Origin of the sequence: Algibacter lectus (genome assembly GCF_900112395.1) — a bacterium.
GTDB lineage: Bacteria > Bacteroidota > Bacteroidia > Flavobacteriales > Flavobacteriaceae > Algibacter > Algibacter lectus.
Genome location: NZ_FOLN01000002.1, coordinates 326,340 through 342,107 on the forward strand (window position 1 = coordinate 326,340; position 15,768 = coordinate 342,107).

The following is a 15,768-nucleotide window of genomic DNA, read 5'->3' on the forward strand; positions in this document are numbered from 1 at the left end:
TTTTATTTGGGAGGGTACCCAACTTCACCCCCATTACCATCATTCAAGGGGTCCACTGGGATATCGTCATCTGCATCTCCAAAAAATGAAACATTTAAACTACTTGCTTTATCTGTTTTTTTGTGCCCAGTTGGTACAATAAACATGGTATTTCTGTTTTTCTTACCAGGTTTTCCGTTTTTTCCGTAATTACCCAAGTATACGCGTAAACCCGTCATGGTATAGCCTACACTGTCCGATTCTTTTTCAGCGAAAGCGATATAATCTTCAATGTTTTTTAAGCTCCACATTACAGAACGCATGGGCTTTCTTTTAGAATTATCGTCTAACTCTATTGTAGAGTCTATTTCTTTTGGGTTGTTTTTCTCCCAATTCGCACTTAATTCTGTAGCTTCTAGAATTGTAATGGTTCCGGTTGGGTTATCAATTTCTACCACAGTACCTTCTAATGGCCTTGGACAAAAATAATAAGTTAATGCAGCTCCTATAACAAAGCCTAAAATAATGTACACTAAATTCTTCATAAATATTTGGTTAAAATGGTTAGGTTTTCGCTAATGTAGTAAAAAGATTTATCCATCTTAAATTAGTTGAACACAATTAGAAAATAAAGTAGTTTTCCGTATGAAAAACCTTAAATATTAGCTTAAATAATAAAATTTTCGGCTAAAAATTAATCGCTGTAGTATATTTCACTTCATTAATAACAAACATACTATGCGTACTTCCTATATGATTTATGGAAGTTAACTTCTCTACCATAAAGGCTCTAAAGGCCATCATATCTTTAACGACAACCTTAAGTAAATAGTCGTACTCACCACTTAAATGGTAACACTCTAGCACTTCGTGCAGCTTAGCCACTTCTTTTTCAAACTTTACCACATAATCTTGACTGTGCTGCACGAGTTTTACATGGCAAAACACTACAAAATCGCGTTCAATTTTACTTTTATTTACTAAAGCAATATAACCCGATATAAAACCCGCTTTTTCTAGTTTTTTAATACGCTCGTAAACCGCTGTTACCGATAGGTTTAATTTATTAGCAAGCGCCTTATTGGTTTGTTTACTGTCTGTTTGCAGGTACTCTAGCAGTTTTTTATCGGTAGCATCAAAAATCATAATCGAAAATATTTCTTAAAAACAAGGTTTAAACAACAATGTACTGAAATATATTCCGAATAATTAAATTAAAATAGATTTATTTTCCTATAAAATAGAATTAACTTGTTTTACAATCTAATATAAGCCTACTTTGTGTAAAACATAAAACAACCACCTATGGCTTTTAAACCCGCAAACAACATACAAGATTTACAATACTTTGGAGAATTTGGAGGTGTCAACCCTTCCATTTCCGACTCGTCCACATACACCTTTCTATCAGCAAAAACCATGTTTGATACCTTTGAAGGCAATGCCGATGGTTGCTACCTCTATTCGCGCCACTCCTCGCCTTCTAATTTATATTTAGGCGACGCTTTGGCTGCTATGGAAGGCACAGAAACCGCAAATGTTTCGGCTTCTGGCATGGGCGCTATTACTCCGGTTTTACTACAATTATGCGGTAGCGGCGACCATATAGTATCGAGCAGAACCATTTACGGCGGCACGTATGCGTTTCTTAAAAATTTTACACCGCGTTTTAACATCGCTACTAGTTTTGTAGATATTACTAAGCTAGACGCTGTAGAAGCTGCTATTACCGAAAAAACTAAAGTATTGTATTGCGAGTCTGTTAGCAACCCGCTGCTAGAAGTTGCCGATATTAAAGATTTAGCGGCTCTTGCTAAAAAGCATAATTTAAAATTAGTGGTAGATAACACGTTTTCACCACTATCTATATCACCTGCCATTTTAGGTGCCGATGTTGTAATACACAGTTTAACCAAGTTTATTAACGGATCTAGCGATACGGTTGGTGGCGTGGTTTGTGGTACACAAGAGTTTATTAACGATTTAAGAAACGTAAACAGCGGAGCTTCTATGCTTTTAGGCGCTACTATGGATAGTTTGCGCGCATCGTCGGTATTAAAAAACCTAAGAACTTTACATATTAGAATACAGCAACACAGTAAAAACGCGCTGTATTTAGCTGAAAGATTTGAGCAATTGGGTTTAAAAACCGTTTATCCTGGTTTAGCCTCACACCCATCGCACACGCTATTTAAAAGCATGATGAACGCGGCTTATGGTTTTGGCGGTATGCTAACACTAGATGTTGGTTCTGCTGAAAAAGCAAATGCGCTTATGGAACTTATGCAGAATAAAAACTTAGGTTATTTAGCGGTAAGTCTTGGATTTTATAAAACGCTTTTTAGCGCTCCAGGAAGCTCAACATCGTCCGAAATTCCAGAAGACGAACAAAAAGAAATGGGCCTATCGGAAGGTTTAATCCGTTTTTCTATTGGCTTAGATGATGATATTGAACGTAGTTTCCAAACCATGAAACTCTGCATGATTTCCTTAGATATTTTAAAGTAATTTTCAATAAAAAAGAGTAAACCTGAGCGTTAAACTAATGGTTTACTCTTTCAAATTAAAATAAAGCATATCAATATTTTAGAATGAATAAAAACAGACTTAGTTTTTATCTCCTAGTAAGGGTACAAATCTAAACTCACCAAACTCTTCTTGCTCAAATTCCTTAGGCCCTTTTCTAATAAAAAGTGTCATAATTTGAACATCATCTCCCACAGGAATAATTAAGCGTCCGCCAATTTTTAACTGACTCAACAATGGTCTTGGCACAAAAGGCGCACCAGCAGTTACAATAATACTATCGAAAGGCGCTTCGGTTTTTAAACCAACATAACCATCGCCAAAAATGAGTTTTTTAGGTCGGTAACCCAATTTAGGTAAAAACTTGCTCGTTTTTTTAAACAGCTCGTTTTGGCGCTCTATACTATACACTTTAGCTCCTAATTCACACAAAACTGCGGTTTGATATCCGCTACCTGTACCAATTTCTAAAACTTTATGCCCAGGCTTTATTTGCATTAACTCGCTTTGGAATGCTACCGTATAAGGTTGTGATATGGTTTGGTCTGCAGCAATCGGGAAGGCTTTATCTTGATACGCATGATCTAAAAAACTAGAATCCATAAACAAATGCCTTGGTATTTTAGCTACAGCAGCCAAAACCGCATTGTTGGTTATGCCTTTGTTTTTTAATACATTAACGAGTTGTTGTCTTAATCCTTGGTGTCTAAAAGTGTCTTTCAATGGTTGGGAGGTTTTACAGGGTTAAAATTAGTCAAAGATTTCTAAGGGTAAAACAATTTTATAAGAATTTATTTTTAACAAGAATCCGAAGAAAATTTTAAGCCCAATTAAGCAAAAGGACGTTTTAAATATGTTATTTTTGTTGAAAACCTATTATTATGCTAAACGCTGGAGTACTTGGTGCTGGTCATCTTGGAAAAATTCATTTAAGACTACTTAAACAATCAGAAAAATATAATCTTGTCGGGTTTTATGATGCCGATGAAGCCAACGGAAAACTTGTAGAAGCCGAGTTTGGATACAAATTTTTTAGCTCTATAGACGCCTTAATCGACGCTGTAGACATGGTAGATATTGTAACCCCAACCCTATCGCATTACGATTGCGCAAAGCGAGCTATAGCAAAGGGTAAGCATGTTTTTATTGAAAAACCAATTACTAATACCGTTGAAGAGGCTGAACATATTAGAGAACTTTTAGCCGAAAACAATTTACGCGGCCAAGTTGGGCACGTAGAGCGTTTTAACCCAGCTTATTTAGCCATAAAAAACGATATAAAATCACCGATGTTTATTGAAACGCATCGTTTAGCAGAATTTAATCCGCGTGGTACCGATGTACCTGTGGTTTTAGATTTAATGATACACGATATCGATATTATTTTAAGCGTTGTAAAATCTAAAGTAAAACATATTTCCGCCAGTGGTGTTTCTGTTATTAGCGACACACCAGATATTGCCAATGCACGTTTAGAGTTCGAAAACGGCTGTGTTGCCAACCTTACAGCGAGCAGAATTTCACTTAAAAAAATGCGTAAAGCACGTTTTTTCCAAAAGGACGCTTATATTTCTGTAGATTTTCTTGAAAAGAAATGTGAAGTGGTTAAAATGAAAGATGCTCCAGAAGTACCTGGAGATTTCGATATGGTGTTACAAAATGCTGAAGGCGTTAAAAAACAAATTTATTTTGACAACCCAAAAGTAGCCGATAATAACTCTATTTTAGATGAGTTGGAAACTTTTGCACACGCCATAAACACCAACACCACACCAGTTGTAACCCTGCATGACGGCACAGAAGCTTTGCGCGTTGCAACACAAATTATTAATTGCTTTTAATACAACTGTAGCTTAAGCAATAGAAATTCTAAATAGTTTAAAGTTTTCGCTTACGCGGAAATAAAAAAAATTACCAGAATGAAAAACATAGCAGTTATTGGCGCAGGCACCATGGGAAATGGCATTGCGCATACTTTTGCGCAAAGTGGTTTTAGCGTAAACCTTATCGATATTAACGAAGCAGCCCTTAAAAAAGGCATGGATACTATTGCGAAAAATTTAGATCGCATGGTGACTAAAGAAAAAATTACCGAAACCGATAAAAACAATACGCTTGCCAATATTACCACACATACAGCAATACCTGATGGTGTAAAAAACACCGATTTAATTGTAGAAGCAGCAACCGAAAACCTCGATTTAAAGCTGAAAATTTTTAAACAACTGAGTGATGTTTGCGAGCCTAACTGCATTTTAGCAACCAACACCTCCTCTATTTCTATTACGCAAATTGCTGCCGTAACACAGAAACCAGAAAACGTAATTGGTATGCATTTTATGAATCCGGTGCCTATTATGACTTTAGTTGAAATTATTCGTGGTTACAACACCAGTGATGCGGTTACTAAAACCATTATGGATCTTTCTGCTAAACTTGGCAAGACACCTGTAGAAGTTAACGATTACCCTGGGTTTGTAGCAAACCGTATTTTAATGCCTATGCTAAACGAATCTATAGAAACCTTATACAATGGGGTTGCTGGTGTAAATGAAATAGACACCGTAATGAAACTTGGTATGGCGCACCCTATGGGGCCGCTACAATTAGCCGATTTTATTGGCCTAGATGTTTGTCTTTCTATTTTAAACGTAATGTACAAGGGTTTTAAAAACCCAAAATATGCACCTTGCCCACTATTAGTCAATATGGTTAATGCAGGAAAACTGGGTGTAAAATCAGGTGAAGGTTTTTACGATTATTCCGAAAACAGAAAAGCCGAAAAGGTTTCAAAACAATTTTTGTAGGCGCTATTTACAAAATAAACTACAAGCAAAATATATAATAAAATGAGTGTTAGCGACAATCTCCTTCATATAAAATCAACTTTACCAGAACACGTAACGCTTGTTGCTGTTTCTAAAACCAAACCAGTGTCTGATATTATGGAAGCTTACAATGCGGGACAACGCATTTTTGGTGAAAATAAAATTCAGGATATGGCAGACAAATATGAAGCCATGCCAAAAGACATCCAATGGCACATGATTGGGCATGTACAGCGTAATAAAGTGAAATACATGACGCCTTTTGTTGCTTTAATTCATGGTGTTGATAATTTTAAACTACTTGAAGAAATAAACAAACAAGCGTTAAAACACGATAGAGTTATTAATTGCTTGTTGCAAATAAAAATAGCTTCGGAAGATTCTAAATTTGGCTTAGCGCCTCAAGATGCTATCGATATTATACAATCGGAAGCTTTTTTAGCTTTAAAAAACGTGAATATTACAGGCGTTATGGGCATGGCGACCTTTACAGATGATGAAACTCAAATTGAAAGCGAATTCAAATTACTGAAATCCACTTTTGATGATTTAAAAACAATAAACCCCAATAATAGCGCCTTTACAACCATTTCCATGGGAATGAGTGGCGATTATAAATTAGCAATTCAATGCGGAAGTACCATGGTTCGTGTTGGAAGTAGTATATTTGGTTTAAGGAATTACTAATACACATGATGGCCCGCAGTATACAGACGGTAATTTAAGCACCGCCAATTACACACGGACGATTACATACTAAAAGAAAAGCATTTGTACGCAATAGTAGATATTGAAACCACAGGTGGTAAATTTAACGAAGAAGGCATCACCGAAATTGCCATTTACAAGTTTGACGGCCACGAGGTTGTCGATCAATTTATAAGTCTTGTAAATCCGGAACGTGAAATCCAGCCCTTTGTTGTTAATTTAACTGGTATAAACAGTAAAATGCTACGAGATGCGCCTAAGTTTTACGAAGTCGCTAAACGTATTATCGAAATTACTGAAGATTGTATTTTGGTGGCGCATAATGCGCAATTCGATTATCGTATTCTAGGCACGGAATTCAGACGTTTAGGTTATGATTATAAACGTAAAACACTCTGCACTGTAGAACTTTCTAAAGATTTAATACCAGACCAAGCTTCTTACAGTTTAGGCAAGCTTGTGCGCTCTCTTGGTATTCCGGTAACCGATAGACACCGTGCTTCCGGCGATGCACTGGCTACCGTAAAATTATTTAAACTTCTACTTGCTAAAGACACCTCAAAAAATATTATTCAGCAATCTGTAAAGCTTCATAAAAAAAACAAGCTAGATTCTAAGTTTTTAAACATTTTAGACACCCTTCCATCGGTTACTGGCGTATATTACATACATAATGCCGAAGGCGATATCATCTATATTGGTAAAAGCAATAACATTAAAAAACGCCTAAACCAACACTTCACAGGTACCAACTCGAAGTCTAAAAAACTACAACGTTTAGTAAGTACTGTCACCTTTGAATCTACCGGAAGTGAACTTGTAGCACTTCTAAAAGAAAACGAAGAAATAAAACAAAACAAACCGCTATTTAACAGAGCATTACGCCGTTCTATTTTTACACATGCTTTATATAGTTTTGTCGACGAAAACGGCTATATAAATTTGAAAATTGATGTGGCCGATGGTCGTAAAAAAAACATAACCACGTTCACCAATAGACAAAGCGCAAAGAGTTTTTTAACAAACGTTGTTGAAGAATATAAACTGTGCCAAAAGCTAGCCGGACTCTACAAAACCAAAACCAGTTGCTTTAGTTACGATATTAAAGAATGTGCAGGTGCTTGTATTCAAAAAGAAACTCCTGAAGCATACAACAAACGTGTAAATGCTTTAATTGAAAAGCATAGCTACGTTAAAAAAAACATGGTAATTATTGATAGAGGTCGCGATGTCGATGAGCGCAGTGCAATTTTAATTGAAAACGGTGTTTTTAAAGGACTTGGTTTTGTTAATTTAAACTATCAAATTAACAACATCGAGGTATTAGAATCCATTATTACTCCTATGGAAAACAACCGCGATGCACAGCATATTATCAAGAATTATGTTCGTAAAAACAAACGTTTAAAAATTATAAACTTCAACTAACACATGAAGCAAATTACGCTAATCCTCTCCCTGTTAAGCACTCTATTTATTTCCGCACAAGAAGAACCTTACAGCTCCGACACTTTTACAGTAAGTCTCGAAGATGTACAAACAAGAACTTTTGCAAAAGATTCTTCCGCAAACGCCTTAGTGATTTACGAGCAAGGCGACAGTTATGTAGATAAAGAAGAATACGATTTACACACCAAAATAAAACACAAAGTAAAACTACTTAATACAGAAGGTTTCGAGCATGCCAATGTTGCTATTTACTTATACAAAAGCAAGAACAGTAAAGAGAAAATTGAAAATATTAAAGCCATTACCTATAATAACGTTGGTGGTAATTTAATTAAATCTCACCTTTTAGAAAAAGATATTTATACGGAAGATTATAACGAGAACACAACTTTGGTTAAATTCACTTTACCAAATATTAAAGAGGGCTCAGTAATTACTTATAGTTACGAGGTTATTTCACCGTTTATGTTTAAATATCACGGTTGGGATTTCCAGAGTGATATTCCTAAACTCTATAGTGAATACAAAGCGAGCATTCCAGCAAACTGGCTGTATCACACAAAATTAGTCGGTCAAGAAAAACTAGATGTTGCAGAATCTGAAATAAAAAAAGAATGCTTAGTGATGCGTAATGGCGCAACCGCAGATTGTGAAAACAGTACCTTTGCCATGAAAGACATTCCGGCTTTTATTGAAGAAGATTACATGACGACTAAAAGCAACTATTTAGCACGTATAGAGTACGAATTAGAGACTTTTAGAGGTATGGATGGCTCTATTAAGCACTACACGAAAACATGGAAAAGCGTTGATAAAGAACTAAAATCGGAAAAAGAAATTGGTAAACAAATTAGAAGGCCTGTTGATTTAGAAGATCTTTTAACAGCTGATATTATCAACGAAACCGATGCTTTAAAAAAAACTGAAGCTATTTATCAATACATGCAAGAGCAATATACATGGAATGGCGATTATAAAATTTTTAAAGATGTATCCATAAAAGATTTAATAGAAACACGTTCTGGCAACGTTTCATCTATAAACATCCTACTTCATAATATATTAAGAGAAGCCGATATCGATGTAAAACCAGTACTACTTTCTACTCGAAATAACGGATTCCCTACCGCTATTTACCCTGTAATATCTGATTTTAATTATTTAATAGTACAAGTCACTATTGGTGATGACACGTATTTTTTAGACGCTACAGATAAGTTTTTAACCTTTGGAGAAATTCCTTTTAGATGTCTAAATGAAAGAGGACGTGTTATAGATTTTAAGGCTGGCAGCGAATGGGTTGATATTACGCCAAAATACCCAACCACAACCATGTACATCACAGAGTTAACTCTAAATAATGATGCAACCGTTAGCGGAACTGTAAAGGGTAAAAAAACAGGCTACCACGCCTTAAATGCTAAAAAAGCTTATTTCCCGAATAACGACAACTACATCAATAAACTAGAAGATAAACACCCGAATTTAGAGATTACAAACCACGAGGTATTAAGTGAAAGCCAAATCAGTAATGGGTTTAGCGAATCTTACAACGTCGATTTAGAGTTTGATAATCCTGACGTTAATTTACTTTACTTAAATCCGTTTATAGCAAAGTTTTTTACAACCAATCCGTTTAAACTACAAGAGCGCTCCTACCCTATAGACTTTGGGTATGCCGACACCTATTTCTATACCTTAAAATTGAAGTTTGATCCCGAAGTATACGAAGTTTCTGAAGCTCCAAAAGGCGTAAATCTTGCCATACCAAATAGCAAAGGCAGTATATCTTATTCATCGGCTGTAAAAGAAAACCAAGTGCAACTTATGTTTAAAATACGCTTTAACGATGCTCTATATCCGCCGGAATATTACCCGTATTTAAAGGAAATGATGAATAAAGTTGTCGATATTCAAACAAATTCATTAATATTATTCAAGAAAAAATAGAAAATCATTTCTTACTTTTGAAATACTATGAGTCAAACATCAAAAAAACATTGGAAAATCCGTCTTCACGAAATCATTTACGAGGCCGACACCCCAAAGGGTAAACTTTTCGATGTTATCCTACTCATTGCTATCATTGCGAGTATTGTGCTCGTTATGCTCGAAAGTATTAAGAGTTTCGATGCTAAATACCACAATTTACTAAACATTTCAGAGTGGATTATTACCATTCTATTCAGTATAGAATATATCGCCCGTATTGTTACGGTAAAAAAGCCCTTAAAATACGTTACCAGTTTTTACGGCATCATAGATTTATTATCAACAACTCCAAAATACATATCGCTTTTATTCGGTGGTATTCACGCACTTGCCGCATTACGCGCTTTACGTTTATTACGTGTATTCCGGATCTTAAAACTAGCACGTTTTCTTGGCGCATCACAAGTTCTTACTAATTCGTTAAAAGCCAGTCGCGCAAAAATATCGGTATTCCTGTTTGCTGTACTTATTTTATCTATTATTTTCGGGACACTTATGTACCTCATAGAAGGCGAAGTTAGTGGATTTACAAGCATACCCGTAAGCGTATATTGGTGCATTGTAACCCTGACTACGGTTGGGTTTGGCGATATCGCACCTATAACACCAATTGGTCAATTAATAGCTGCCATTATCATGATTTTAGGTTACGGTATTATAGCGGTTCCAACTGGTATTGTTTCAGCCGAATACGTTAACCAGAGTAAAGACAAAAACGCAACACCACAAAAACCTAAAGTAAATTTAAACTCACAATCGTGCCAAAATTGCCTAGCCAGTAACCATAAAGACGAAGCAGAATTTTGCTACAACTGTGGCAATAAGTTACATTAATTTTTGGGCGTTACCCTATCGGGTCAGGCTTTCACTGCGCGCTCCCTCCTAAGGTCGGGGAGCTTAAACAAACCGTTCAATCCTTAACGCACTTATCCGCCAACTTTTGCTCTTCAATTAAGTCTTGTTTTTCTTAAAAGTGTATTTTCAAAACCATTTTAAAGAAGCTAACACCACAATACTTTCTTATTTCATTAAAAAAACTCCTTGCTTTTCTCTATTTTTGAAAACTCTAAAAAAAGAAATCTCATCAGCACAACACCAAAATATCTCATTTCTATTGTTGGCCCAACCGCCATTGGAAAAACAGCTCTAAGTATAAAACTAGCACAGCACTTTAAAACTGAAATTATTTCGGCCGATTCTCGTCAGTTTTTTAAAGAAATGCAAATAGGTACAGCGGCCCCAAATGTAGAAGAACTTGCTGGCGCAAAACACCACTTTATTCATCATAAATCGGTGCAAGATAATTACAATGTTGGCGCCTTCGAAAAAGATGCTACAAGTTGTTTAGAGCAAATTTTCAAATCTAATGATGTCGCTATTATGGTTGGCGGCTCTGGCTTATATAACGATGCCGTAACCAAAGGTTTAGATTACTTCCCTGAAGTTAAACCATCTATTCGAGAAGAACTTAATAAGCAATTAGAAATTAACGGATTAGAACATCTAGCAACACAACTAAAAACATTAGACCCAACGGCATACAAAACCATTTCTATAGACAATCCTCACCGTGTAATTCGTGCGCTAGAAATATGTATTGGAAGCGGAAAACCGTATTCTTCATTCTTAAATAAAGAAAAAAACAAGCGTCCGTTTACAACAATTACCGTCGGCTTAACAGCCGATCGTGAACTGATTTACAATCGTATAAATCAACGTGTCGATATCATGATAAATAATGGTTTATTAGACGAAGTTAAAACACTACTTCCCTACGAAGATTTGAATGCTTTAAACACCGTAGGCTATAAAGAATTGTTTAGATATTTAAGCGGAGAATGGACTTTAGAGTTTGCTATTTTAGAAATTAAAAAAAATACGCGCCGTTTCGCTAAACGTCAGCTTACCTGGTTTAAAAGAAATGAAAGCACACTTTGGTTTGATTACGAAAGTGATTTAGAAAAAATAGCAACTTCAGTACAAGCACAAATGGTTTAATAAAAAAAAAAAAAAACGTAATCTTATATTTACTTCCTGATGCCTCTGGTACTTTCTTAATCATTAGGCAAATCAATATTTACCAAACTAGATTGTCTTTTGAGCTTTTAGAGCACGCTGTGCTATGCGTATTTACAAAAAGTATAATGAATTCTTTTTTTAAAGCAATTACATCACCACCATTTTTACTTTAGCCATCACTTTTTTTTGAGTTTTAAAAAATAAAACATCAGATTTATCGCTTTCATTTTGTGTCATTTAACCGATTATTTTACTTTTTAATTGAAAAAAATGATCTAAATGCGTATTTTTAACGTAAATCCTTACGGAAACCTACTTGTATAATTTAACGTAACCCCAAAAAAAATGAAAAATTTAAATCTATTTATTTTACTACTATTTAATTCCGTTTTATTTGCTCAAACTCCTTTTATTAAAGATGATATTGAGTATACAAACGCAGGACAACCTGCTCTTGCAGTCGAAATCAAATCTTATAAAGGTACAGCGACATCATTGGCATTACCGAGCTCTGTAACCAATGATGCTAATTCAACAACCTATACGGTAGCATCCATAGGCTTTGGAGCTTTTTTTGGTTCTTCTTTAACAAGTGTTACTATACCCAATAGCATTACATCTATTGGCAACAATGCTTTTACTAATAGTAAATTAGAAAACATTGACATCCCTGACACCGTAACATCTGTTGGCGCTTATGCTTTTAGTGATAATTCATTAAAAACCGCAACAATCTCTAATACCATAACTTCTCTTGAAGATCATGTGTTTTCTAATAATGATTTAACAACTATTACAATACCAAATAGTATAATTTCTGTTGGAAGCAATGCTTTTAGTTTTAATGCTTTAACAAGTGTAATTATTGGTGATAATGTAGAACTTATTGATAACAATGCTTTTTATAACAATAAAATAGCAGATATTACAATTCCTTCTAACGTTACCTCTATTGGAGATAACGCATTTATGGGTAACGAATTAAAAGAAATCACCATTCCGAATAGCGTAACTAGTATTGGAGAAAGCTCTTTTTCAGAAAATTATTTAACACATGTTGTTTTAGGGAGCAACCTTACATTTATTGGTAATGAGGCATTTGCAGATAATCTTATCACAAATGTAGAATCTTACAGTGCTAATCCTCCTATTTTACCCTCTGATGCCTTTAATGTTAACGCTGCAATAGATTTATTCATTCCTGAAGGAACGACACAAAAATACGAAGATGCTGGTTGGACAGGATTTAAATCCGTTACCGAAGATCCTGCACTAACTTTAAGTACAGATAGCGCATCTTTAAAAAATGAATTTACAATAATTAATACGGAAAATGACATTCGTGTTAGTGGCCCAAAAGGAATTAATGTCGAAGAATTATTAGTTTTTAATATTTCTGGAGTTAATGTATCAACAAGTAAGCAAACTTTTATAGAAACTACCACATTACCTCATGGTGTTTACCTTTTACAAATAGTAACTAATAAAGGTAGCGCAGTTAAAAAGTTTTTGAAATAATAAATCTTAAAAGCAAAAAAAACCAATCTCGACAATAGTTTAGATTGGTTTTTTTTTATTCTTATTCAATTGGGGTTAAACACGCATTTTTGTTTTAAGTAAATTAATAAAATGAAACATCTACAAATTAAAACAAAGTTGTTTGTGATTCATCATCTGAAGCCTCTTCAGAACCATCAACAGTTTCCTCACCATTAACCTCAATATCCTCTGCATTCACCTCTTCTGGAGATTCCACAGGAATTGGATCTAACAAATTAATTTGATTTACCTTGTCTTTGGTTAATTGATTTCCAAGAGCACTAATACCTTTTATAGCTATAAATTCTTCTAAATTAACTTCTAAGTTGTCTTTTCTGTCTTTACCACGTTCTTTAGCAAACACAATCTCTGCCATAGGTTTCCAATCTGTAGAAACAATTTCTAATAAAGAATTTGGATGATCGGAAATAAAATGCTCCTCTTTCCCCTCTTGCTCTATTAAAAAACGTTTGACATAATACATTTCTTTTTCACCATTAAAATATACAGCTGAAATAGGTTTATTTGGCACCCATTTTTCCATGACAATCATATCATCATCAAAATGCATAGTAACTTCTGGAGTTACTGTTTTAATTACTCCAGATTGATTAATGATTAGAAGTTTATCTTCACCTCTAAATTCACCAATAAGTTCACCACGACCATCAACATTTAAACGTTGCACGGTATCATCGAACCAAATTTTACGAGGTTTTAACGTAGAAACCCCTTTTTCCTTTAATTCTATGCGTTTTATAGGGTATTTAGTTACTAAATTTCCTTTAGAAGCACGTCCTTTTATTAAGATATCACTAAAATCGATATCCCATTTTAATTTTTTAATACTTCCAGCCTGACGTAACAAAACAGATATCACTTCTGCTTCTCCATTAGGATTGGCAGAAAAATATAATGATGCCGAACCTTTATTCCCGTTGGTTAAATCATACTCTCTATCTCGCGTTACCGCTGTAACAGCAAAACGTTTAATATACGACGGGCCGCTTTTCCCATCACGATAAATCATGTTGTAAATAGTACGTTTATCTTTCTTTTTAAAGATAGCAACGTGTATAATACCTTTACCTATAAAGGTTTTGGTATCTACTTTTGTTACCATCATGATACCAGCTTTGGTAAACACGATAATATCGTCAATATCAGAGCAATCGCCCACATATTCATCCCGACGCAGCGAGGTTCCTATAAACCCTTCTTCTCTATTTACATAGAGTTTTGTGTTTCTAATAACAACTTTGGTAGCATCAACATCATCAAAAACTCTAATTTCTGTTTTACGCTCGCGACCTTCACCATATTCTTTTTTAAGACGAGTGAAATACGCGACAGCATAATCTATTAAATTAGCTAAATGATGTTTAATTTCAGCAATTTGATCTTCTAAAGCATCAATTTTTTGTTGTGCTTTATCAATATCAAATTTTGAAATACGTTTAATTCGAATTTCTGTTAAACGGGTTATATCCTCTTCGGTTACCGCACGTTTTAAATGCTTTATATGTGGCTGAAGCCCCTTGTCTATGGCATTAATTACACCAGGCCAAGTTTCCTCTTCCTCAATATCGCGATAAATTCTATTTTCAATAAAAATACGCTCTAGAGACGCAAAATGCCATTGTTCTTCAAATTCACCTAAACGAATTTCTAATTCCTGCTTTAAAAGGTCTACCGTGTTATCCGTACTTCTTCTAAGCATTTCTGTAACCCCTACAAATAGAGGTTTATTATCTTCAATAACACAACCTAATGGAGAAATTGACGACTCGCAGCTTGTAAAGGCATAAAGGGCATCAATGGTTTTATCTGGTGATAATCCAGACGGTAAGTGCACCAAAATTTCAACTTCGGCAGCCGTGTTATCTTCAATTTTTTTAACCTTAATTTTACCTTTATCGTTAGCCTTTAAGATAGAATCTATTAAAGAACTGGTTGTCGTTCCAAAAGGCAACTCGGTAATTACTAAAGTATTTTTATCTAACTGTGATATTTTTGAGCGTACTCTTACCTTTCCGCCACGAAGACCGTCGTTATAGTTCGAAAAATCGGCTATACCGGCAGTTGGGAAATCGGGTAAAATTGTAAAACGCTTGCCTTGTAAATGCTTAATAGATGCATCTATAAGTTCTATAAAATTGTGTGGTAATATTTTTGTAGACAGACCTACCGCAATACCTTCGCCACCTTGCGCTAATAATAACGGGAACATTACCGGTAAATTAACCGGTTCCTTTCGTCGACCATCGTAACTCGCTTGCCACTCGGTAATTTTAGGATTAAAAACAACATCTAAGCCAAACTTAGATATACGTGCCTCAATATAACGTGAAGCTGCCGCACGATCGCCTGTTAAAATATTCCCCCAGTTTCCCTGAGTATCAATCAACAAATCTTTTTGACCAATTTGAACCATAGCGTCGGCAATACTAGCATCTCCGTGAGGGTGATACTGCATAGTATGCCCAACAATGTTTGCTACTTTATTGTACCGACCATCATCTAAATCCTTCATGGAATGCATGATCCTACGCTGTACGGGTTTAAAACCGTCTTCGATTGCAGGCACAGCACGCTCCAGAATTACATAAGATGCGTAATCTAAAAACCAATCTTTGTACATACCCGTTACTCGGGTGATGGTTTCTTGGGGTTCTTCTTCTTGGTTGTTAATTAAATCGTCGTTTTCGTCTTCTGCCATTAAAAATGA

General features: G+C 35.1%; 13 protein-coding genes. 9 read left to right on the forward strand and 4 right to left on the reverse strand.

What is annotated here, in order from left to right; all coding sequences use genetic code 11:
* Positions 1–2: 2 nt before the first annotated feature.
* Complete coding sequence (locus BM246_RS04505) at positions 3–524, reverse strand: hypothetical protein (protein WP_074936060.1); 522 nt, start codon at positions 522–524, stop codon at positions 3–5.
* Positions 525–666: 142 nt separating this feature from the next.
* On the reverse strand, positions 667–1,125 hold the full coding sequence (locus BM246_RS04510) for an Lrp/AsnC family transcriptional regulator (protein WP_074936062.1): 459 nt from the start codon (positions 1,123–1,125) through the stop codon (positions 667–669).
* A 159-nt stretch (positions 1,126–1,284) separates the two neighbouring features.
* Here BM246_RS04510 and BM246_RS04515 point away from each other — a divergent pair, with 159 nt between their 5' ends.
* Entirely contained in the window at positions 1,285–2,487 is a 1,203-nt protein-coding gene (locus BM246_RS04515; protein ID WP_074936064.1) for an aminotransferase class I/II-fold pyridoxal phosphate-dependent enzyme, read from the forward strand.
* 99 nt (positions 2,488–2,586) lie between these two features.
* On the opposite strand, the gene BM246_RS04520 is transcribed toward BM246_RS04515, so the two are convergent.
* On the reverse strand, positions 2,587–3,228 hold the full coding sequence (locus BM246_RS04520; RefSeq protein ID WP_074936067.1) for a protein-L-isoaspartate(D-aspartate) O-methyltransferase: 642 nt from the start codon (positions 3,226–3,228) through the stop codon (positions 2,587–2,589).
* A gap of 158 nt (positions 3,229–3,386) precedes the next feature.
* On the opposite strand from BM246_RS04520, the gene BM246_RS04525 reads away from it, so the two are divergent.
* From BM246_RS04525 to BM246_RS04560, 8 genes are all read left to right on the forward strand, one after another.
* On the forward strand, positions 3,387–4,346 hold the full coding sequence (locus BM246_RS04525) for a Gfo/Idh/MocA family oxidoreductase (RefSeq protein ID WP_074936069.1): 960 nt from the start codon (positions 3,387–3,389) through the stop codon (positions 4,344–4,346).
* Between the two features lie 78 nt (positions 4,347–4,424).
* The gene (locus BM246_RS04530; protein WP_074936071.1) at positions 4,425–5,312 is read left to right on the forward strand and encodes a 3-hydroxyacyl-CoA dehydrogenase family protein; all 888 of its coding nucleotides are present in this window, start codon (positions 4,425–4,427) and stop codon (positions 5,310–5,312) included.
* Positions 5,313–5,354: 42 nt separating this feature from the next.
* Positions 5,355–6,020, forward strand: a complete 666-nt coding sequence (locus BM246_RS04535; protein WP_074936074.1) for a YggS family pyridoxal phosphate-dependent enzyme — start codon at positions 5,355–5,357, stop codon at positions 6,018–6,020.
* 84 nt (positions 6,021–6,104) lie between these two features.
* A complete protein-coding gene (locus tag BM246_RS04540; protein WP_042506506.1) occupies positions 6,105–7,469 on the forward strand; it encodes an exonuclease domain-containing protein in 1,365 nt (454 codons plus the stop codon).
* 3 nt (positions 7,470–7,472) lie between these two features.
* Complete coding sequence (locus tag BM246_RS04545; RefSeq protein WP_074936076.1) at positions 7,473–9,440, forward strand: DUF3857 domain-containing protein; 1,968 nt, start codon at positions 7,473–7,475, stop codon at positions 9,438–9,440.
* A 27-nt stretch (positions 9,441–9,467) separates the two neighbouring features.
* Positions 9,468–10,316 carry an ion transporter gene (locus tag BM246_RS04550; RefSeq protein WP_074936078.1) on the forward strand — a complete coding sequence of 283 codons (849 nt, stop codon included), beginning with the start codon at positions 9,468–9,470 and terminating at the stop codon, positions 10,314–10,316.
* A gap of 207 nt (positions 10,317–10,523) precedes the next feature.
* Positions 10,524–11,480, forward strand: a complete 957-nt coding sequence (miaA, locus tag BM246_RS04555) for a tRNA (adenosine(37)-N6)-dimethylallyltransferase MiaA (RefSeq protein WP_394363842.1) — start codon at positions 10,524–10,526, stop codon at positions 11,478–11,480.
* A gap of 366 nt (positions 11,481–11,846) precedes the next feature.
* Positions 11,847–13,019 (forward strand): leucine-rich repeat domain-containing protein, encoded by a 1,173-nt coding sequence (locus BM246_RS04560; protein ID WP_074936080.1) that lies wholly within the window; start codon positions 11,847–11,849, stop codon positions 13,017–13,019.
* 127 nt (positions 13,020–13,146) lie between these two features.
* Here the strand turns inward: BM246_RS04560 and BM246_RS04565 are convergent, their stop codons facing one another.
* On the reverse strand, positions 13,147–15,759 hold the full coding sequence (locus tag BM246_RS04565) for a DNA gyrase/topoisomerase IV subunit A (RefSeq protein WP_042506503.1): 2,613 nt from the start codon (positions 15,757–15,759) through the stop codon (positions 13,147–13,149).
* Positions 15,760–15,768 lie beyond the last annotated feature (9 nt).